The following is a 19,267-nucleotide window of genomic DNA, read 5'->3' on the forward strand; positions in this document are numbered from 1 at the left end:
CCTGCACGCCAATTAGCGACAATGCGAAATTCCTAGTCTGCCAACCACACCGCCGCCATGCAATTTGCCGACCGCCTGAACAACGTAGAAACCTCCGCCATCCGTGAGCTCTTCAAACTGCTGGGCAAGCCCGGCATCATCAGCTTTGCGGGCGGCTTTCCGGACAGCGCCATGTTCGATGTGGAAGGCATCCGTGCCGCCAGCAACGCAGCGCTGGATGAGGAACCTGGCGGCGCGCTGCAATACGGAGCGACCGAGGGCTACAACCCGTTGCGCGAGCAACTTGCCGCCTTCATGGCCAGCAAGGGTGCGCAAGATGTGGCGGCCGACAACCTGATCGTCACCACCGGCAGCCAGCAGGCGCTGGATCTTTTGGGCAAGACGCTCATCAGTCCCGGCGACAAGGTCATCGTGGAAGGCCCGACCTTCCTGGCCACCATCCAGTGTTTCCGCCTGTATGGCGCAGAACTGATCAGCGCCCCCATCGACGGCAACGGCGTGAAGACCGACGAGCTGGAAAAGCTCATCGTCGAGCACAAGCCCAAATTCGTCTACCTGATCCCCACCTTCGGCAACCCCAGTGGCGCCATGTTGAGCGCCCAGCGCCGCAAGGCCGTGCTGGAGATGGCCGTCAAGCACAACACCCTGATCGTCGAGGACGACCCCTACGGCGACCTGTACTTCGGTGACGCGCCACCCCCGAGCCTGCTCAACCTGTCGGCCAGCGTGCCCGGCAGCCGCGAGCTGCTGGTTCACTGCGGGTCCTTGAGCAAGGTGCTCTCGCCTGGCCTGCGCGTGGGCTGGATGATCGCCCCGGCCGAGCTGCTGGCCAAAGCCACCATGTGCAAGCAGTTCAGCGACGCGCACACCAGCACCTTTGCGCAGGCCACCGCCGCCCAGTACCTCAAGGCCGGCCGCATGCCGGCCACGCTGGCCCATGTGCGCAAGGTGTACGGGGAACGCGCCCAGACCATGGGCGACGCGCTGCGCAAGGAGCTGGGCGATGCCGTCGACTTTGTGCAGCCCCAGGGCGGCCTCTTTGTGTGGGCGCGCCTGACCGGCGCAAGCGGCAAGGTGGCCGACGGCAACGTGCTGGCCAAGCGCGCGATTGAAAAGGGCGTGGCCTTCGTGCCCGGCACGCCGTTCTTCTGCGCCAACCCCGACCACGCCACCTTCCGCCTGTCGTTTGCCACGGCCGATGTGGACAAGATCCGCGAAGGCGTGGCGCGGCTGGGCCAGGCGATCTGACGCATCAATGTCTGATACAAACGATCTTGCCAACGTTCTCCAGCGCCTCGAAAGCCTGGAGATCAAGGCCAGCTTTACCGAAGACCTGCTGGACCAGCTCAACATGACGATCTACCAGCAGCAGCAACTGATCGACCGGTTGACGCACGAGGTCATCCAGCTGCGCCAGCAGGCGCCCGAAGGCGGCTCGAACGGCCCGCGCAATCTGCGCGACGAGCTACCGCCGCATTACTGATCTGATTTTTCGATCTAGGCCGTCACGGCCCGCCACGCCGCGTCCGCCAGCTCTGCGCGATACGTGGTGGGCGAGGGTAGGCCACCACCCAGACCTGAACGTTCGGACAGCCACGCCCTGCAATAACTCTGCACCGGCCCCATCACCAGCGATGGCATCAGCTCGCAAGGCAGGTCGCGCAGCGCGCCCGACTGGCGGTGGGGCTCGAACCAGGCCACCAGTGCCTGGTTGCGGCGCCGTGCCGCCTCGGCCAGGTCGGGCGTGCGTTGGCCGGCCGCCACGGCGCCGCGCGCCTGGAACAGAAAACGCGCCCGCTCAGGCTGCGCCACCACCCAGTCCAGATAGCCCGTAACCAGGGCCTGTACGCCCGCTTCGACGCCCTGGGCGGCGTCCAGCTGTGCCTGCACGCTGCGTGACTGGTCGTGAAAGATGTCGAAGAACAGCGCGGCCACGATGCCGTCGCGGTTGCCAAAGTGGTGATAAATGCTGCCAACGCTGGCCCCACAGCGGGCGCGCACACCGTCGATGGAAACGGCATCCACACCACCTTCGGCCGCGCAGGCGAGGGCGGCGTTCAGGATGTCCTGACGGCGGTCGGTGCTGGCTTCGGCGGGAACGGCGGAGGGGCTGGGGGTGATTCGGCTTGCCATGGAACGGGATTCTAGAATAAAGTTCTAGAAAAACCTTCTACTCCCTACGCAACACCATGTATTCCTCCGCCACCACCGCGCCCGTGCCTTTTGCACCCATGCCGCCCGCCCCCGGCGCCGCCCTGTATTCGCACCTGCTTGCCCCTTTGGACCTGGGCTTCACCACGATCAAGAACCGCGTGCTCATGGGCTCGATGCACACGGGGCTGGAGGACGGGCGCGACCTTTCGCGCATGGCGGCGTACTTCCGCGAGCGGGCCGAGGGGGACGTGGGGCTGATCGTGACCGGTGGTTTTGCGCCCAACATCGCGGGCTGGGCAAAGCCGTTTGCGGGCACGCTGGCGACCTCGGGTGCGGCCAAGCGCCACCGCGTGGTGACCGACGCGGTGCACGGCGCGGGCGGCAAGATTGCACTGCAGATCCTGCACACCGGCCGCTACGCCTACCACCCGCTGGCCGTGGCGCCTTCGCGCCTGCAGTCACCGATTTCGCCGTTCACGCCGTTTGCGCTGTCGGCGCGGGGTGTGGAGCGCCAGATCCGTGCCTTTGTGAACTGCGCCGTGAAAGCGCGCGAGGCCGGCTACGACGGCGTGGAGGTGATGGGCTCGGAGGGCTACTTCATCAACCAGTTCCTTTCGCAAACCACCAACCTGCGCACCGACGCCTGGGGCGGCGACTACAGCCACCGCATGCGCCTGCCGGTGGAGATCCTGGCCCGCATGCGCGAGGCCGTGGGGCCTGACTTCATCATCATCTACCGCCTGTCGATGATCGACCTGGTCCCTGGCGGCAGCGCCTGGGACGAGATCGTCACCCTGGGCAAGGCCGTGGCCACCGGTGGGGCCAACATCGTCAACACCGGCATCGGCTGGCATGAGGCGCGGGTGCCCACCATTGCCACCAGCGTGCCGCGCGCAGCGTTTGCCTGGGTCACACAGAAGATGAAGGCCGAGTTCGCGGCCGCAGGCATTGCCACGCCGCTGGTCACGTCCAACCGCATCAACACGCCTGAGGTGGCCGAGCAGGTGCTGGCGGATGGCTGCGCCGACATGGTATCGATGGCGCGGCCGCTGCTGGCCGATGCTGCGTTTGTGAAGAAGGCTGTAGAGGGCCGGGCCGACCGCATCAATACCTGCATTGCTTGCAACCAGGCCTGCCTGGACCATGTGTTCCAGAACAAGACCAGCAGTTGCCTGGTGAACCCGCGTGCCTGCCATGAGACGGAGCTGGTCTACCGCCCGGTGTCGTCGCGCAAACGTGTGGCGGTGGTGGGCGCGGGGCCTGCGGGATTGACCGCTGCCACGGTCGCCGCCGAGCGCGGGCACGAGGTGCATCTGTTCGACGCGGCCCCGGCCATCGGCGGCCAGCTCAACATGGCCAAGGTGGTGCCGGGCAAGGAAGAGTTCCACGAAATGCTGCGCTACCTGGCCACGCGGGTGGAGGACACGGGCGTGCAGCTGCACCTGAACCAGCGCGTGCAAGCCGCCGACCTGGCGGGCTTTGACGAGGTCATCGTCGCTACCGGCGTGGAGCCACGTGACCCGAAGATCCCTGGCCAGGACCACCCCAAGGTGCTGAGCTACATCGACGTGCTGCGCCACGGCAGGCCGGTGGGCGAGCGCGTGGCCATCATCGGCGCAGGTGGCATTGGCTTTGACGTGGCCGAATTCTTGACGCATGGTGACCATCCTTCCACCACGCTGGACCTCCCGGCCTGGAAGGCCGAATGGGGCATCACTGATCCGGCTGCGGCGCGCGGCGGCCTGGTACCCACGGGGCCACGCGCTACGCCACCCGCACGGCAGGTGACGCTGCTGCAGCGCAAGAAGGGCAAGCTTGGCGCGGGCCTGGGCAAGACCACGGGCTGGATCCACCGGACCACGCTGAAGATGAAAGAAGTGCAGATGGTGAGTGGCGTGAACTACGAGCGCATCGCCGACGAGGGGCTGCTGGTGTCATACGGCGACAAGCGCGAGGACCCCACCTGGATCGCTTGCGACACCGTGGTGTTGTGCGCTGGGCAGGTGCCCCTCTTCAGCCTGGCGCAGGATCTGGAGGCTGCGGGCCATAAGCCCCATCGGATTGGCGGCGCGCTGGAGGCCGGGGAGCTGGATGCCAAGCGCGCCATCGACCAGGCGGCGCGGTTGGCGGCCCGGCTCTGACAGGTAGGGCTACCTGGGCGTGTTGCGCTCCCGCACCAAGCGGATGTGCGCCATCAGGTTTGGGTAGAACATGCGCGAGCCGGGCGCCTGTAGGTCGCTGCCTAGGGCTTCCAATTCGTCGCATAGCTCCAGGATGCGCGGGTTGCCCGCCGCCTCGGCGGTGGACAGAACGAACCGGTTGAACGGCTCGGTGTACAGGATCGATTCCGACAGCGGGCGCGTGCAGCGCACGGCATCGAGGCCCTGCGCTGTGGCCAGCTGGTCCAGCAGGGGGCCGAGCACGGTTTCGCAGCGCTGGGCGAGCAAGAGCACTGTCCTTGCAAGGCCCTGGGGTCCCCGCATCGCTAGCAAGCTGGCGCCATCGTCATCCGCTTCTATGATGAGATCCGGGTCGGCGCGCAGCCAGTGCGCCATCCGCAGCAGGGCGGTGTAGGGCAAGGGGCTGTCGGCCGTGTCGTTGAAATACTCGGGCAGGCCATGGTCGCGTATGCGCTCGGCCACCGCATCGAGGCGCGATGCGACCGTCAGCGACAGCGTGACGGTGTTTTGCGGCGTGGACCTGACGACCACTAGCAGCCAGTGCTTGCCGCCGGAGAAATCGCTGCAATACAGGTGCCCGACCCGGCTGGGCGACGGCGCGTCGGTCATGGTCGGCTCGTTGACGGGGTCGTGCACGAAGCCCTTGGATTGCATGAAGGGCCGCAGCGCGCGCAGCACTGCCGCATACACACTGTCCAGAGTGGGCAGTACGGGCCATTCCACATGGTCGCGCCGGGCCCGCCAGTCCAGCAAGCGGCGGTTCAACGTCAGGGTGAGGCGGTCGAAGTTGTGCCAGCTGCAGGCAATGCTGCAGGAGTCGTCCAGCTCGTGGCCGGTACGGCTGAATTCACCGGCAAAGACGGCGTCGTAGTCGTTGTCGAACTGCTCCCGGTAGTAGTGTTCGGTGAAGGCCATGCCTTCCTCGTTCACATCATCTGTGCTGAACTTGCCATCGCACGCATCGAACAGAAAGTCTGCACAGGAGATGCGCCTCGCGCGCAGGTCATCCAGATAGTCATTGAGCCCTTCGCCAACTAATCTGCGCAAGGTGAGCCAGGCGACATACATCCCGATGCGCGTGCCTGCGGCCTCCTTGGGCAGATCAGTCTGGAAATCGATGAAGTAGTAATCCGCGGAGTCGAAGATCATGGAGGGCCGCTACAGGAATTTTCCTGCCGCAGTGTAGCGATGCCGAAGATGCTCAGGCGCTGGCCGACAGCCCTAGCGCGTGGTACACGCGTGCTGCCGCATAGGCATCGTTGGCAGCGTACACCAGCTGCGATTCGGTCAGCAGGGGGTTGGCCCAGTTGGAGGTGGCGGCCTTTTTGGATTTGATGAAGCGCTTGTTGAACAGCACGGCCACCGCGCCCTTCACGCCCATGTCCTTGCGGTAGCCGCGTTGGCGGAACACGGTGTTGAGCTCCAGCACGTCGGCCGGTTGCACGCCCAGTTTGTGTTGGATGCGCTTGGTGTCATCCCCCAGGCCAAAGCCCGCCTTGGTCACGCCGTGCAAAGCCAGCAACTCGGCCACGCGGGCGCGGCAGCCGGGGTCGTGCAGCTGGAACACCCAGGCCGTGTCGAGCGTGGCCAACTGCACGATGTGGGGTCCATCGGATTCCTCGCCCTGCACGAAGGTGGGTTTGGATTCGGTATCAAATCCCCAGGCGCTGGCCGCCGCCAGGGCGTTGCAGGCCTTGTCGGCCTGCTCCGGGGTCGAGACGAGGGTGATGCGGTCCGTGCCCAGCCGCTCGAAAGGGTCCAGCAGGGCGATCTGGTCTTTGTCGGGGGTGGCGTGGTGGGCGGTGCGCGAAGGCGGGTGGGGGCGCCGGGGAGGGGGGGATGCCGTCATGGGCCCATTGTGCCGTGCCCGCTTGGGAGCCCTGCCGTGCCCCACGCCGGGGCAGGGGCGCATCCGCCTCTGTGGCAGCGCTCTCAGCGCTGGGCCGTCTTGTGCAGGTGGGGCATGTCGGCAATGTGACCCAGGGCCTCTTGGCAGGCTGCTATGGTCAATGCCTGCCGCGCAGCCAGCCAGCCTACGCCAAACCAGGCCCTTGGGTCGGCGGTGGCAACCTGGCCATACAGCGTACAGGCCACACGTTCGTCGCCCAGCCGGCCCATGGCCGCCAATGCGGGCTGCAGGCTGGCGAGGAAAGCGTGCCCCTCTGCGTCCAGCGCAGGCTCCACAAATTCCGTGAGGTAGCGCAAACGCTTGAGTCGTTTGCGCAGGCGGTGTTGTTCCTCCGCCGGCAGCGCTGCAAAGCCCTGGGCGCCTTCGCGCACCTTGGCATGCAGGCTGCGCATTCTTTTTTGCAGCAGGCGGCGGGCGTCCTTGGCATCCAGGGCCTCTCCCCCGGTCGCGCACGGGGCATCGAGGCCCCGGGCTGTGAACGCCATGAGGGCGATCAACGCCGCTTGGAACGCTGGCGTGCGCACGATGGCAGCGGCGCAGGGGCCGGGGGCTTCTTTCATCGCCGCACGCACCTCCAGCGCGGGCGCGCCTGCATCGCGCATCTCGGCAACGATGGGCTGCAGGGCCTGGCCCCGATCGCGCAGCTGGCCCAGGCGCTGGAACACCTCCACCAGCGTCGGCTCCCAGGCGGGGTCGAGCGCGCCGGGGGCCAAAGGCGCCAACTCGCGCAAGGCCGTGCGCAGCCGGCGGATGCCGATGCGCAACTGGTGCACGTGCTCTTCATCGCCCCCGCCTTCCACGATCTCGCTGGCATTGCCCAATATTTGCTGGAGGCAGTGCGCCACCACAGTGCGCTGCAGTTCGCGCCCCTGCAGAAAGTGCTTTTGGGGGGCACTGGCCTTCATCGGAGCGGCCTTGGTGGCGGGCCGGGCCCATTGCGGGGCCAGCAAGCGTTCGCCACGCTCTGCCTTGGACACCGTGCTCAGAGACAGCCCATGCCGTGTGGCCCACCGGGTGGCGAGGGCCGCCAGGCCTGCCAGCGGCCCGGCTTTGAGCTCCAGCTCCAGCTCGCAAATGCGCGCCTCCTTCTGCTGCGGTTTGCCGCGATGGGCAATAACCCGTCCGGTGTCCAGGGCCAGCTCCACCACCCCGCCCTTGAAGGCGATGTCCCGCGTCACGCGGTCCATCTCGGTGCCATAGGTTTCGGTCAGCGGGCCGGCGGCTGCCTGCAGCGCGTGAAGCAGCCGAGTGCCTGCCACGGTGCCGGCGTGGAGTTCAGGCTGCGGCTCCGGGGCAGGGCCGGTGGCGTGGGCTTGGCCCCGGTCCACGTTGTGCTCCTCGCGGTCCAGCGGGCCGTCGCCCAGGGCCTTGACGGTCTGCACCCACTGGTTGCCTTCGCGGCGCAGCCGAAAGGCAATGCCGCGCGACGACAGCGCTGCATCGGGCGTGTCGAAGTAGCGGGCCTCCATGCGGATTTGCGCATGTGTGCCCCGGCGCGCTGCGGCCTGCACTGCCGCCAGGCGCTCAGGGGGGATGCAGAACTTGAACTCGATTTCCATGAAGAATGCGCGCTGTGAGGGGGAGGGCAGAACCGGCCAGTGAAGGATTATAAATATTTCAAATGAATGGCCGGAATGGCGATATTCATGGGTATTGAATTATTGCTGCGAAGGTGCGGACGATGAAATCAGGCTCATCCCCAGCGGAGTGCCATTTTTGTCGCGAACGGAGGTAATCGCCTTGAACGCCGATGCCTGAACCCGGTCTGGTAAGCGCACAAAGTTGTTTTCATGGACGAGGGTGTCGCCGTTGAGAAACGACCAGATAATGAATTTGAGGGCCTGCGTGGTTTGCTCCGGGTTCTGGGTGATCTTGGGGAACACCACAAACGTGCCCATGGTGATGGGCCACACGGATTTGCCGGGCTTTTGCGTCAAGGTGTTGCTGAAGGTGCCAGTGGCCGGCCATTCGCTGTTGGCCAGCGCGGATTTGAACGCATCGATGGAGGGTTTCACAAAAACCCCCTCGGCATTCTTCATCTGCACCGATGCCAGGCCGTATTCGGCCACATACCCAAAATCCACATAGCCAATGGCGCCCACCGTGTCGCGCACGCCCTTGGCCACACCATCACTGCCTTTGAACGCCAGAAATCCTTCGGGCCACTTGATGCTGGTTTTGGCCCCGTGGGCTGCCTTCCATTTCGGGCTGACCTTGCTCAGGTAATCGGTGAAGTTGTAGGTGGTGCCCGAGCCGTCGGCGCGCACCACCACCTTGATGGGCATGTCGGGCAGTGGCGTCTCGGGATTCAGCGCGGTGATCTCCAGGGCATTCCAGCGGCTGATCTCGCCCATAAAGATGCGGCTCAGCACTTCGCCAGTCAGTCGCAGCTGCGTGTTGTGCACCTTGGGCAGGTTGACGATGGGGCTGATACCGGTGATGGCCACGGGCAGGGCGAGCAAACCATGTTCGATGAGGTCCTTGTCGGGCGGGTAGACATCGGTGGCGCCGAAGCCCACGGCCTGCTGCTGGATTTTTTTCATGCCTGCGCTGGAGCCCACTGGGTCGTAGTCCACGCTGGAACCCGTGGCCTTGGCGTAGGCCTTGGCCCAGCTGCGGTAGATGGGCGCTGCGGCCGATGAGCCAGCGCCTGTCACGGCCTGTGCGCTGGCCTGGCCCAGTTGCAAAAGCGAAAAAGTCAGGGTGAATATGGCATAAATATATTTCATGTTTTTGGTGTATTGATTTTTATGAATAAAGATATATCAAGGAAATTTCAATCCCGGACCGGTGCCGGTCAGAGCCAATCTGGGCGATTTCCGGTGCGAAGCATATCAAAGTGGCGGTGGTTTTAACTATGGCAATACGGAGGCAAGGTTTCTGCAATCGTCATTATTTTGTCATTTGAAACAATTAGTATCTTTCGTGGTGGGGATAGAACCTTGTGGGCAAGGCACAACCACCAACCCTTGTTGTGGCGTAGGCCCCAGTCGCCCACCCTGTGGACCTTCACGAGAGATTCAGATGCTTCAAAAAATCAAGATTGGCACCCGGCTTTTCCTGGCGTTTGCAGTGCTTTTGCTGCTGATTTCTGCCTTGGCCGCCGGGGGCATCAGCGGCGCCAAGCGCCTCACGGAGCGCAGTGCGGCGCTGTATGGCGACCGGACGGTGCCCTTGGGCGTGTTGGCGGAGATCAGCCACCTCACGCAGCGCAACCGGGTTCTGGTGATGGACATGCTGATGGACCCGGGCACCAGCAACCTGCAGGCCAGCCACGCCGCGTTGACCGCCAACGTTGAGCGCATCCACACGCTGTGGACGGCCTACTCCGGCAAGGCGCTGGGCACCGAGGAGCAAGGCCTGGCGCAGGCCTTTGCCGATGCCAATGCCAACTACCTGGACAAGGGGTTGATCCCTGCGGCCTCCGCACTGCTGGCCGGCAAGTACGACGATGGCTCGGAGCTCTACATCAACCAGATTCGGCCCAATGCGGCCAAGGTGCAGGACGCGATCGAGCAACTGGTGGCACTGCAGATCAACGTGGCGGCGGCGGAGTTTGCGGGCGCGCGGGAGATGAGCAACACCATTCACTGGTGGATGCTGGCGGCCACCGGCCTGGCCCTGGTGGTGGGGGCTGCGATGGCCTGGGTCATCACCCGCTCTATCTCGCGCCCCTTGCGCCAGGCGGTGGTGCTGGCCCGTACCGTGGCGGGCGGAGATCTGAGCGCGCAGATCGATGTGCGCGGCACGGATGAAACTGCGGAATTGTTGGGCGCCCTGCGGGAGATGAACCACCAGCTGGTGCGTGTGATCACCGAGGTGCGGGCCAGCACCGAGACGGTGGCGCAGGATGCCGTGCTGATTGCGGGGGGCACGGAAGACCTTGCGCGCCGCACCGAGGTGCAGGCGGCCAACTTGCAGGAGACGGCGGCTTCGATGGAGCAGCTCACCATCACCGTGCAGCACAACACCGACAATGCCCACCGCGCCACCGAGCTGGCCCAAGAGGCTGCCAAGGTGGCGAATGAGGGTGGCAGCGTGATGCTCGACGTGATTGCGACCATGCAGGAGATCAGCATGCAGTCGCAGAAGATCACGGACATCATCAAGGTGATCGACGACATCGCGTTCCAGACGAACCTGCTGGCCCTCAATGCGGCGGTGGAGGCTGCCCGTGCGGGTGAGCAAGGGCGCGGCTTTGCCGTGGTGGCGGGGGAGGTTCGTGGGCTGTCCCAGCGCAGCAGCACAGCCGCCCGTGAAATCCGGGGCCTGATTGCCGCCAGTGTGCGCGGTGTCGAGCGCGGGTCCTTCTTGGTAGGCCAGGCCGGCGAACGTGTAGCCCGCACCGTGCAACGGGTGGACCAGGTGATGGAGCTGATCAGCGAGATCAAGGATGCAGGGCAGGAGCAGGCCCGTGGCATCGCGCAGATCGGCGAGGCCGTGCGGCAACTGGACGCCGCCACGCAGAAAAATGCCGTGTTGGTGGATGACAGCTCGTCGGCATCCGCTGGCATGAAGAACCAGGTCCGGCGCCTGCTGGAAGTGATCCACCAGTTCAGGTTGGCGCCCGACGGCTCTGGGGGGGCCGCAGCGTTGCCGCACCGGAGTGGGCGGCAACTGCCTGCTCTGCAAGCGGGAGTGACATCCCCGAAGCAACTTTCCATGGCTGCGCGTTAGGGTGAAACACTGCACTGGCACGGCGCAGGTCACCAGACGTCTTCGTGGTGGAGCCACCATCCCATGAACCGCACGGATGTACTGATCGCCATTGCCGAGGTAGCGCGGACGGGTGGCGCTTCCGCGCCCGAAGACGCCATCTCGCAACTGGCCGTGATCATCGATGGCCTGGAGCTGTCGAGCCGTGGCTCCGAACAGGTGGTGGAGATGCTGCTGCGAATTGGTGCCTGCCTGTGGAACCTTCAGCAGGACCGCATGCGCTTGTGATACGCCACCGCTATTCGCCCAGGGGTTCCAGCGAAGCGATCTGGTTGCGCCCCTGGTGCTTGGCCAGGTACAGCGCCTGGTCAGCGCGGTCGAGCATGTCGCGCAGGCTGCGGTCCGCCTGGCGGAAGGTGCTCAGGCCCAGGCTGGCCGTGATGCCGTAGGTGTGGCCTGTGTCATCGCCGAGCTGCAGGGCGCGAACGCCGTGCAGGATGCGCCTTGCCACTTCCAGGCCCTCGTCCATGCTGGTCAGCGGCAGCAACACGCCAAACTCTTCGCCGCCCAGGCGCCCCACGGCGTCACTGGCGCGCAGCTGGCTTTTGACGGCTTGGGAAAAGGCCACCAGGGCGCGGTCGCCTTCCAGATGGCCAAAGCGGTCGTTGATGGATTTGAAGTGGTCAAGGTCCATCATCAGCAGCGCGAGTGGCTCGCCGTTGCTGCGTGAGTGTTCATACACCGACTCGGCGCATTCCAGAAACGCGCGGCGGTTGGCCATGCCGGTGAGCATGTCGGTCGTGGCCAGGCGGTGCAGCTCGCGCTCCAGGTTCTTGCGCTGCGTCACGTCACGGTAGATGCCCTCGACCCCCGCAAAATTTCCGGTATGGTCGTACAGGGCATGGCTGCTGATGGAGATATCGATCACGGTGCCGTCACGCCGCACCATCTGGCCCGGAAAGTCCGATACCTCGCCGTTTTCCAGGATGGCGGCCTTGAAGGCGTCGCGGTCGGAGCTCTGCGGGTAATAGGACTCGGCCGTGCGGCCTTCGATCTCGTGGGGCTCGTAGCCCAGTACCCGCCGCACGCCAGGGCCTACATGCTGCACCACGCCTTGGGCATTGGTGCGGTAGTAGACGTCCTGCAGGTTCTCGAACAGTCGGCGGAAGTTCTGCTCGCTCTCACGCAGCTGGGCCTCGATCTCGCTCTGGTGGGTCATGTCCAGGCCGCACATCAGCACGGCGGGGGCTCCCTCCCACTCAATGGCCACGCTGGTGATCAGCACCATGCGCAGATTGCCATGCACCGTGCGAATGCGGAACTCCGACGGCTTGTTGGGCTGGCCGGCCTGCGGGGGCTCGGCCACCTGCTGAACGCGGTTGCTGGAGCGTTGCAAGTCCACGGGGTGTACGAATTCGCCATACGGTCGCCCGATGAGGATGTCGGTGCTGTGGGCCTCCAGCAGCTGCGCACTGGCCACATTGGCAAAGCGGATGGTGCCCTCCTGCGTGACAAGCACAGCCGCTGGCAGCATTTGCAGCAGACGGAGGTCGTGGAACATCGGGCTTGACGGTAACCAAAAGTAATGCTCCATTGTGGCACTTGGGTGCCTGGATTGGAATCCATGTCTGCGGCAGGCGGTACCATCGCCCATGAGAAAAACTTTCCAACTCCACGTTGAAGGCAAGAACCGCGACCGCGTTCTGGATGCCGTCAAGCACGAAATCCGCAAGTACATCAAGCGCGAACGGCGCCGCGACCTCCCCGAAGGCGCCGACTTCTGGGACTTTGACTGCCAGTTTGGCCGCACCAAAGAAGAGGCTGTGGTGGCACACCTGTCGGCCCTCACCGGCCTCATCAATGAGGTGGCGGCCGAAGGCGGTGCTCAGTTCTATGTCGAAGTCCTGGCCAAGCCCGCCAAGCGCAAGCCACGGCTGCCGGGCGAGGCGCAAGGCGCTGAGGGGGATGGCATGGACGAAGGCGACGAAGCGGCCTGAACCTGCCGGCACCTTGGCGGCCGCCCTGCACCGTTCTTCCAAAGGCTCCTTTCAGGAGCCTTTTTTGTGGGCGGTGGGGGCGGATTCCGCCGTGGCTGCTGCTGCGGCGCGCAGCTTGTCTTTCTTGCTGGGCCGTTTGCCTTTGATGCCGCCGGTGCCCTGGGGATCGGTGGCCGATGCGGGCGGAGGGGCCTCGGTGGGTTCAAAGCCTGCAATCTGTTCGCGCGGCAGGCTCAGATGCTGGCGCTTTTCGATCAGGCGGAAATGCGCTTCGGCATCGGCCGTCACAAAGCTCACGGCCATACCACTCTCACCCGCGCGGCCCGTGCGGCCGATGCGGTGCACGTAGTCCACTGCCGAACGGGGCAGGTCGTAGTTGACCACGGCAGGCAGCTGCGCAATGTCGATGCCGCGTGCCGCCAGGTCGGTGGTCACCACCACCTGCCAGCGTTCGTCCTTGAACTCCTGCAGCACCTGTTTGCGCGCGCCCTGGCTCAGGCCTCCGTGAAAAGGCGTGGCAAAGATGCCCGCCTTGTAGAGCTTTTCGGCCACGTGCTCGGCTGCGTATTGCGTGGCCACAAACACCAGCACGCGCGACCAGCTGTGTTCCTTGACCAGGTGCCGCAGCAGCTGGGTGCGGCGCACCGCGTCCACCGCAATGGCGCGTTGCTCGATGGCGGGCTCGTTGCCTGGGGTGTGGGGCACCTCCACGCGCACCGGGTTTTTCAGCAGGCCATCCGCCAGCGCCTGCACAGCGGCGGGAAAGGTGGCTGAAAAGAAAAGGTTCTGCCGCTGGGCGGGCAGTAGCGCCAGCACACGCGTCAACTCTTCGGCGAAGCCCAGGTCCAGCAGGCGGTCGGCTTCGTCGAGCACCAGGTGTGCCACTGCGGACAGCCGCAGCGCGTTGTGCTCCACCAGGTCCAACAGGCGGCCCGGGGTGGCCACCACGATGTCGGCGCCGCCGCGCAGGCCGAGCATCTGCGGGTTGATCGACACCCCGCCGAACACGATGGCCACCTTCAGCGGCTGCTGCAGGTGCTGGGCCAGGCTGCGCAGCACCTCTCCCACCTGGGCGGCCAGTTCGCGCGTGGGCACCAGCACCAGGGAGCGCACGCGGCGCGGGCCGCTGGTGGCGCTCAGCTGCAGTTGCTGCAGAAGGGGCAGCGCGAAAGCGGCGGTTTTGCCCGAACCCGTTTGTGCTGCGCCCAGCAGGTCAGCCCCTTGCAGGATGGCCGGGATGGCGCCCGCCTGGATGGGCGTGGGCGCTAAAAAGCCCGCTTTTTCGGCAGCGTGGACAAGGGCAGGGGACAGACCGAGGGAGGCAAAGGGCATGGGTGCGGCGCTGGAGCGGCGTTGAAAAGGCAACGCACGACAGCGCGAACGGGAAAAGATGGAGAGATTGTCGCCGCAGTTGCCACTGTGGCCTGCGCATGGGGCCAGCAGTTGCCGCGCCGCTGGCGCATCGCGGGGTGTTGGGCTCACTGGGATTGGTTTTCGTCCTGTGCGGTCGCCACCGATAATCGAGCCACCGGCGGTTCGCCGACCTTTCCCCATTTTTCTACACCCATGGCTCTGACCCTCGACTCCTCTGCCATCACCCACGGCATCCAGCTGGCGGTGGCCCCTGTGTTTTTGCTCACGGCCGTGTCCGGCATGATCGGTGCCGTTGCGGGCCGCCTGGCCCGCATCATCGACCGGGCCCGCGTGGTGGAAGACCGCGCCCGCGCCAACACCGAGCCCGAGTTTCTGGCCCGCGCCTACAACGAGCTGGCCGACCTGCGGCTGCGCGGGCGGTTGGCAAACGGCTGTATCGGGTTGCTCACGTTCTGCGCGTTCCTGATTGGCACCACCATCATCCTGCTGTTCCTGGGGGAGACGACCGACTTTCAGTCCAGCCGGTTCGCCGTGGGGGGCTTTCTGGCAGGCGTAGCGTCGTTTTTGCTGGCGCTGGTGTGTTTTCTGACCGAGACGCTGCTGGCCACCCGGTTGCTCAACTTTCACATGTTGCAGCAAGAGGTGGAAGGGAAAAAGCCATGAAGTCGTTTGCCGACCTGGGCGGCCTGGTGTATTCCACCGAGTCGGGCCGCATGTGCCCCGGCTGCCGCCAACCCGTGGCGCAGTGCACCTGCCAGCAGAACCAACCCCTGCCCACGGGCGATGGCATTGTGCGTATCTCGCGCGAAACCAAGGGCCGTGGCGGCAAGGCCGTGACCTTGGTCAAGGGCGTGCTGGTGGACGGGGCCGCGCTGGAGCAACTGGGCAAGCAGCTCAAGGCCGCCTGTGGCAGCGGCGGCACGGTGAAGGACGGCGTGATCGAAGTCCAGGGCGACCATGTGGAGCGCGTGATGGCCGCCCTGCAGAAGCTGGGCCACAAGGTCAAGCGCGCGGGCGGCTGATGCGCGGGCTGCGTGAGAAGGCCCGCAAGGAGGCACCGTGATGGACACCGAAAAACTCCAGCGTCTGGTCACCCTGCAGATGCCCTATGGCAAATACAAAGGCACGGTGTTGGCCGATTTGCCGGGCAACTACCTGAACTGGTTTGCGCGCGAGGGTTTTCCCAAAGGCGAGCTGGGCCAGTTGCTGGCGCTGATGCACGAGATTGACCACAATGGTTTGTCAGACCTGCTTAAACCGTTGCGTGGGGCGCGCGGGCTGGAAAATTGATCGTTGGTTGCGCGGGGCGCGCGCCTGCGTGATGCACGATGCGCATCGGCCCGTGCCTTGGCCAGGGAACGCGGAGGATCTGCCAAGCCCGTGCAGGTCCTTGCACCAGCCACAGGCACCACGCGGGATGGGGCTGCGCGCCCGTCAGCCCTTTTGTTGGCCTGTGTTGCAGTACAAGCCAGCGTAGTTGATCGCAATGAGTTGCGCGATGGCGAGAATATCGGCGCGCGAGTGGTCGGCTCCGGGAAACAGATCCTTCGCCAGACTCTGGGCTTCTATCACCTGTTTCGTGGCGAGTTCGCTGGCGCGATAGAGCTCCCGCGCAAGGACGATGTCCGCGTTTTGGGTCATGCTGTTCTCCTGATTTTTTGAGAGCCTCAGTATGAACTCTCACCCGCGTTCGGGGCGTGGAGGCATGCCATTGGCGCCGCCGGTGGCGCGCTGCTGCCAGCTTCACGGTCTTGAGCTTTCGGGTCTCCAGTGCAGTCTGCATGCCGCCATAATCGCATCCCATACCAACTCACCACTCCGAGGGAATACACATGAAGGGCAATATTGCTGCGATCGTTCTGGTCGTGCTGGGCGTGTTTTTTCTGTTGACCAATCTCGGGCTGATCAGCATCAGCCTGCGCGAACTGCTGCGGGTGTGGTGGCCCGTGGCGCTGATTGCGGTGGGCCTGGCGTTGTTTTTCACACCGGGGACCAAGGGCAAATAGGCCTTGGCACAGGCGCGAAGATGTCGGCGGGGTAAAAGCCCCTTTGCCTTTCAGCCGTCCCGAGGCTGCGGCCCGTGCCCGTTGTCTTCGCTGAGGGGCGGCACAAACGCCGGATCGGTGCCAAAGTAGCCCCGGAACAGGTTGCGCGCAATCCCGTGTGCTGCCACTTGCAGGTCGCGCGCCACCTCGGGGGCAAACAGGCGGCTGGTGTGCTGCTGCCAGAGTCCCACCCAGGCGGCAAAGTGGGCGGGCGTGACGCCCTCCAGCGCCATGTGTTTGCCAAACACATCGCCTTTGAAGCTGCGCGTGCCCAGCGCTACCGTGCTCCAGAAGTCCACCAACCGCTGCAGGTGGGTGTCCCATTGGCCGTGCAGGGCTTTTTCAAACACAGGCCCCAGCAGCGGGTCCTGGCGCACATCGCCATAAAAACCATGCACCAGCCGCGTGATGCTTTCCACGCTGGGTGGTGCGTGTGCCCCAAGACCCTCGGGTGACGTGGTTTGCAGGTTCATGCCTGCAGTGTGCCCCCACCGCTGCAGGCGCAACCTGACGGACCGCAACCCTGCGAGGGGGCCGCGCTGGCTTCAAACTGGGGGAACAGCACGTTGTTTTCGAGGTGGATGTGGTTGATGAGGTCATCGCCCAGCTGGGCAATGCCCGCATACAGCGCGCGCCAGGTATTGCAGGCGCCTTGGGGGGGCGTGGCGTCGTTGGTCAAGGCGTTGAGCTTGTCCAGTGCTTCGCCGTGGTCCACATGTTCGGCGCGCATCATGCCAATGGGTTGGCCCACAAACGGGTTGCTGCCGGCCTTGAGCATGGGGAACAGCACCTGTTCTTCCTTGAGCATGTGCGACAGCAGTTCTTCGTGCATTTCTTCGAGGTGGTCGGCCAGCCCGGCCGGCACATGCGGGTTGTCGCGGTGCACGGCTTCCACGCGGCGGGCCATGCGGATCAGTTCGGGCAATTGGGCCCGGTGCACCTCGTGGTAGCGGACCAGGATGTGGTCGATGAGCGCGCTGGGCGATGCGGCTTCGGGCACGGCATCGCTGCGTTGCAGGGCTGCCAGTTCTGCCAGCACGGCGTTGGCATCCAGCCCCTTGTCGGCAGCCGCCTTGGCCAGGCTGACCTGGCCGCCGCAGCAAAAGTCGAGCTTGAGCCGCCGGAACACGGCGGTGGCGCCCGGCAGTTGCACCGCGATCTGGCCGATCTGCTGCTCGGTGCTGAGGGGGGCGGGGGCGAGAGGAGCGGCTTCCAGATGATCAACGCGGGCGTTCATGGTGGTCCTTTAAAGATTCATTTGATGTGAATATTTTATCCAATAAAATTCCAACGAGATACATCTTTTAATTGACCTGGGGCAAATTCCATGCGCCTGACCCAATGGACGGACTACACGCTGCGCGTGCTCATGTACTGCGCGGCCACCGAAGGCCGCGAGCAGCCGGTGACCATCACCGAGGTGGCCGAGGGCTACGGCATTTCGCGCAGCCACCTGATGAAAATCGTGCAGCAGTTGTCTGCACAGGGCCTGCTGGAGACCACCCGCGGGCGGGGCGGCGGCATGCGGCTGATGCTGCCCGCTTCCGCCATCAACATCGGTGCGGTGGTGCGCGCCACCGAAACCGATTTCAACCTGGTGGAGTGTTTTGACCCTGCCACCAACCAGTGCCGCTTGAGCAGCCATTGCCGCCTCAAAGGCGTGCTCTGGCAGGCCATGCAGGCCTATCTGGCGGTGCTGGATGGCGTGACGCTGGAGGATCTGATGGCCCCCCCTGCTGGGCCTGCATCGGCGGGCGGGGGCGCTGTGCGTGCCCTGCTGCCCACCGTGGCGCTGCCACGCAACGGCGCCACGCCGCGCCGGAGCTTGCCGGTGGCGGGGTTGTCATCGGCAGCATCAGAAATTGAATAAAAATGGCTGCTAGCGCTTGATGGATATGGGTTTTTAGCTATTTAATTTGTAGTTATCCACCGCTGGACGCAATGACCCCTGCAAAGGCCTGCCGATAGCGCGCGGGTGTCAGGCCCACGTGGCGGGCGAACTCGCGTGTGAAGTGGGGCTGGTCGGCAAAGCCGCAGGCGAACCCGATTTCTGCCAGGCCATGTGGGCTGTCCAGCAGCCACTGGGCCGCCAGACGCGCGCGTGCCTCGGTCACGATGTGGCGGCAGCTCAGGCTGCGTTCGGTCAGCGCCCGTTGCAGGCTGCGGCGGGCCAGGCCCGTGTGCTGGGCCAGTGCATCCACCGTGTGCTGCGCTGCCGGGTCCTGCAGCACATGGCGCGCCAGCTGGTGCGCCAGCGGCGGCCAGGGCAGGGCGTCGCACAGGTGGGTGGCGGGCTGGGGCTCCAGGGCGGGGGCGACGGGGGCCTTGCCTTCGTCTGTGTGCACTTCCCAACGCAAGGTCCAATGGCCCATCTGCCCTTGCGCGGCCAGCGGTGCCAGTTGCGCGTGCAGCTCGGTTGGCGCGGTGGCAGGGACTCCAATCCGCAGGTTCACGCGGTGGCCTGCGGCCTCGGGCGCGCCGATCTCCACCCGCAACCCGCGCTCGCCCAGGGCCCGGCTGGCACCCACCAGCACGCCGAGCACGGCGAGGCTTTCCGTGGGCAGGGGCGTTTCAAGCACGCCGGGGCGGGCATGGTGGTGCAGCGCCAGGGTGCCGGGTGCGCTGGCCAGGATGCTGACTTGGTGGCGCGAATGTACGTACCGTTCCAGCCGTTGCCAGCGTGTCAGCAGCTCGGGCACGCAGGTCGCGCCCAGCAGTGCGCGGTGCACGGGGTCGCCCGCGAGCAGGTCTACCCGCTGTGCCAGCTGGAGCAGTGTGCCCAGGCCGCCCTGGTGCAACACGGCTTCGACCACGCTGCGTTTGTAGACCAGCGGTACATGGCTGCCTTGCAGCCCGTCCAGGCCTGGCGGCGGCGGGTCCAGGCCCTGCGCGCGCATGGCGCGCACCAGCAGGCGGACCATGGCGGCGCTGGCAAAGTCTTGCATGGGCGGA

Annotated in this window: 22 protein-coding genes; 11 read left to right on the top strand and 11 right to left on the bottom strand. The window is 65.2% G+C overall.

Annotation, left to right across the window (positions count from 1 at the left end; genetic code table 11):
- Positions 1-57 precede the first annotated feature (57 nt).
- Both ARADN35_RS0107595 and ARADN35_RS0107600 read left to right on the top strand, forming a co-directional pair.
- Positions 58-1,248 (top strand): aminotransferase-like domain-containing protein, encoded by a 1,191-nt coding sequence (locus ARADN35_RS0107595; protein ID WP_010460741.1) that lies wholly within the window; start codon positions 58-60, stop codon positions 1,246-1,248.
- Between the two features lie 7 nt (positions 1,249-1,255).
- A complete protein-coding gene (locus ARADN35_RS0107600; RefSeq protein WP_008906148.1) occupies positions 1,256-1,483 on the top strand; it encodes a SlyX family protein in 228 nt (75 codons plus the stop codon).
- 14 nt (positions 1,484-1,497) lie between these two features.
- On the opposite strand, the gene ARADN35_RS0107605 is transcribed toward ARADN35_RS0107600, so the two are convergent.
- Positions 1,498-2,133, bottom strand: a complete 636-nt coding sequence (locus ARADN35_RS0107605; protein WP_010460744.1) for a TetR/AcrR family transcriptional regulator — start codon at positions 2,131-2,133, stop codon at positions 1,498-1,500.
- Positions 2,134-2,231: 98 nt separating this feature from the next.
- Here ARADN35_RS0107605 and ARADN35_RS0107610 point away from each other — a divergent pair, with 98 nt between their 5' ends.
- Positions 2,232-4,295 (top strand): NADPH-dependent 2,4-dienoyl-CoA reductase, encoded by a 2,064-nt coding sequence (locus ARADN35_RS0107610; protein ID WP_029413669.1) that lies wholly within the window; start codon positions 2,232-2,234, stop codon positions 4,293-4,295.
- A 9-nt stretch (positions 4,296-4,304) separates the two neighbouring features.
- Here ARADN35_RS0107610 and ARADN35_RS0107615 read toward each other — a convergent pair whose 3' ends face one another.
- From ARADN35_RS0107615 to pstS, 4 genes are all read right to left on the bottom strand, one after another.
- Positions 4,305-5,483, bottom strand: a complete 1,179-nt coding sequence (locus ARADN35_RS0107615) for a DUF7832 domain-containing protein (RefSeq protein ID WP_010460749.1) — start codon at positions 5,481-5,483, stop codon at positions 4,305-4,307.
- Between the two features lie 52 nt (positions 5,484-5,535).
- The gene (locus ARADN35_RS0107620) at positions 5,536-6,183 is read right to left on the bottom strand and encodes a 3'-5' exonuclease family protein (protein ID WP_010460751.1); all 648 of its coding nucleotides are present in this window, start codon (positions 6,181-6,183) and stop codon (positions 5,536-5,538) included.
- 83 nt (positions 6,184-6,266) lie between these two features.
- Positions 6,267-7,802 (bottom strand): CYTH and CHAD domain-containing protein, encoded by a 1,536-nt coding sequence (locus ARADN35_RS0107625; RefSeq protein WP_010460753.1) that lies wholly within the window; start codon positions 7,800-7,802, stop codon positions 6,267-6,269.
- A gap of 99 nt (positions 7,803-7,901) precedes the next feature.
- Positions 7,902-8,972 carry a phosphate ABC transporter substrate-binding protein PstS gene (gene pstS / locus ARADN35_RS0107630; protein WP_010460755.1) on the bottom strand — a complete coding sequence of 357 codons (1,071 nt, stop codon included), beginning with the start codon at positions 8,970-8,972 and terminating at the stop codon, positions 7,902-7,904.
- Between the two features lie 295 nt (positions 8,973-9,267).
- On the opposite strand from pstS, the gene ARADN35_RS0107635 reads away from it, so the two are divergent.
- Positions 9,268-10,920: a methyl-accepting chemotaxis protein gene (locus tag ARADN35_RS0107635; protein WP_010460757.1), complete on the top strand. Its 1,653-nt coding sequence runs from the start codon at positions 9,268-9,270 to the stop codon at positions 10,918-10,920.
- Between the two features lie 63 nt (positions 10,921-10,983).
- The gene (locus tag ARADN35_RS0107640; protein WP_010460759.1) at positions 10,984-11,187 is read left to right on the top strand and encodes a hypothetical protein; all 204 of its coding nucleotides are present in this window, start codon (positions 10,984-10,986) and stop codon (positions 11,185-11,187) included.
- A 10-nt stretch (positions 11,188-11,197) separates the two neighbouring features.
- Here the strand turns inward: ARADN35_RS0107640 and ARADN35_RS0107645 are convergent, their stop codons facing one another.
- Positions 11,198-12,460 (bottom strand): sensor domain-containing diguanylate cyclase, encoded by a 1,263-nt coding sequence (locus ARADN35_RS0107645; RefSeq protein WP_010460760.1) that lies wholly within the window; start codon positions 12,458-12,460, stop codon positions 11,198-11,200.
- Between the two features lie 91 nt (positions 12,461-12,551).
- Here ARADN35_RS0107645 and ARADN35_RS26030 point away from each other — a divergent pair, with 91 nt between their 5' ends.
- A complete protein-coding gene (locus ARADN35_RS26030; RefSeq protein ID WP_010460762.1) occupies positions 12,552-12,896 on the top strand; it encodes a DUF6172 family protein in 345 nt (114 codons plus the stop codon).
- A 51-nt stretch (positions 12,897-12,947) separates the two neighbouring features.
- On the opposite strand, the gene ARADN35_RS0107655 is transcribed toward ARADN35_RS26030, so the two are convergent.
- Positions 12,948-14,228, bottom strand: coding sequence for a DEAD/DEAH box helicase (locus ARADN35_RS0107655; protein ID WP_010460765.1), 1,281 nt, complete (start codon positions 14,226-14,228; stop codon positions 12,948-12,950).
- Positions 14,229-14,462: 234 nt separating this feature from the next.
- Between ARADN35_RS0107655 and ARADN35_RS0107660 the strand changes: the two genes are divergently transcribed.
- Genes ARADN35_RS0107660 through ARADN35_RS0107670 form a run of 3 tightly spaced genes read left to right on the top strand, consistent with a single transcriptional unit; the run spans position 14,463 to position 15,560 of the window.
- Complete coding sequence (locus ARADN35_RS0107660) at positions 14,463-14,933, top strand: DUF2721 domain-containing protein (protein ID WP_010460766.1); 471 nt, start codon at positions 14,463-14,465, stop codon at positions 14,931-14,933.
- On the top strand, positions 14,930-15,292 hold the full coding sequence (locus ARADN35_RS0107665) for a translation initiation factor Sui1 (RefSeq protein ID WP_010460769.1): 363 nt from the start codon (positions 14,930-14,932) through the stop codon (positions 15,290-15,292). Before ARADN35_RS0107660 ends, ARADN35_RS0107665 begins: the two co-directional genes overlap by 4 nt.
- Before the next feature lie 40 nt (positions 15,293-15,332).
- Positions 15,333-15,560: a DUF3820 family protein gene (locus tag ARADN35_RS0107670; protein ID WP_010460770.1), complete on the top strand. Its 228-nt coding sequence runs from the start codon at positions 15,333-15,335 to the stop codon at positions 15,558-15,560.
- Positions 15,561-15,704: 144 nt separating this feature from the next.
- On the opposite strand, the gene ARADN35_RS0107675 is transcribed toward ARADN35_RS0107670, so the two are convergent.
- Complete coding sequence (locus tag ARADN35_RS0107675) at positions 15,705-15,911, bottom strand: hypothetical protein (protein ID WP_010460772.1); 207 nt, start codon at positions 15,909-15,911, stop codon at positions 15,705-15,707.
- Positions 15,912-16,102: 191 nt separating this feature from the next.
- Here ARADN35_RS0107675 and ARADN35_RS28260 point away from each other — a divergent pair, with 191 nt between their 5' ends.
- On the top strand, positions 16,103-16,276 hold the full coding sequence (locus ARADN35_RS28260; RefSeq protein WP_010460774.1) for a LiaI-LiaF-like domain-containing protein: 174 nt from the start codon (positions 16,103-16,105) through the stop codon (positions 16,274-16,276).
- A gap of 50 nt (positions 16,277-16,326) precedes the next feature.
- Here the strand turns inward: ARADN35_RS28260 and ARADN35_RS26035 are convergent, their stop codons facing one another.
- Both ARADN35_RS26035 and ytfE read right to left on the bottom strand, forming a co-directional pair.
- Positions 16,327-16,788: a group III truncated hemoglobin gene (locus tag ARADN35_RS26035; protein ID WP_010460775.1), complete on the bottom strand. Its 462-nt coding sequence runs from the start codon at positions 16,786-16,788 to the stop codon at positions 16,327-16,329.
- A complete protein-coding gene (gene ytfE / locus ARADN35_RS0107690; protein ID WP_010460777.1) occupies positions 16,785-17,552 on the bottom strand; it encodes an iron-sulfur cluster repair protein YtfE in 768 nt (255 codons plus the stop codon). Before ytfE ends, ARADN35_RS26035 begins: the two co-directional genes overlap by 4 nt.
- Positions 17,553-17,642: 90 nt before the next feature.
- On the opposite strand from ytfE, the gene ARADN35_RS0107695 reads away from it, so the two are divergent.
- A complete protein-coding gene (locus ARADN35_RS0107695) occupies positions 17,643-18,185 on the top strand; it encodes an RrF2 family transcriptional regulator (protein WP_010460779.1) in 543 nt (180 codons plus the stop codon).
- A gap of 52 nt (positions 18,186-18,237) precedes the next feature.
- Here ARADN35_RS0107695 and ARADN35_RS0107700 read toward each other — a convergent pair whose 3' ends face one another.
- Positions 18,238-19,260, bottom strand: coding sequence for a helix-turn-helix transcriptional regulator (locus tag ARADN35_RS0107700; protein ID WP_035197345.1), 1,023 nt, complete (start codon positions 19,258-19,260; stop codon positions 18,238-18,240).
- Between the last annotated feature and the right edge of the window lie 7 nt (positions 19,261-19,267).

This window comes from Acidovorax radicis N35, from assembly GCF_000204195.1.
Taxonomy (GTDB): domain Bacteria; phylum Pseudomonadota; class Gammaproteobacteria; order Burkholderiales; family Burkholderiaceae_C; genus Acidovorax; species Acidovorax radicis.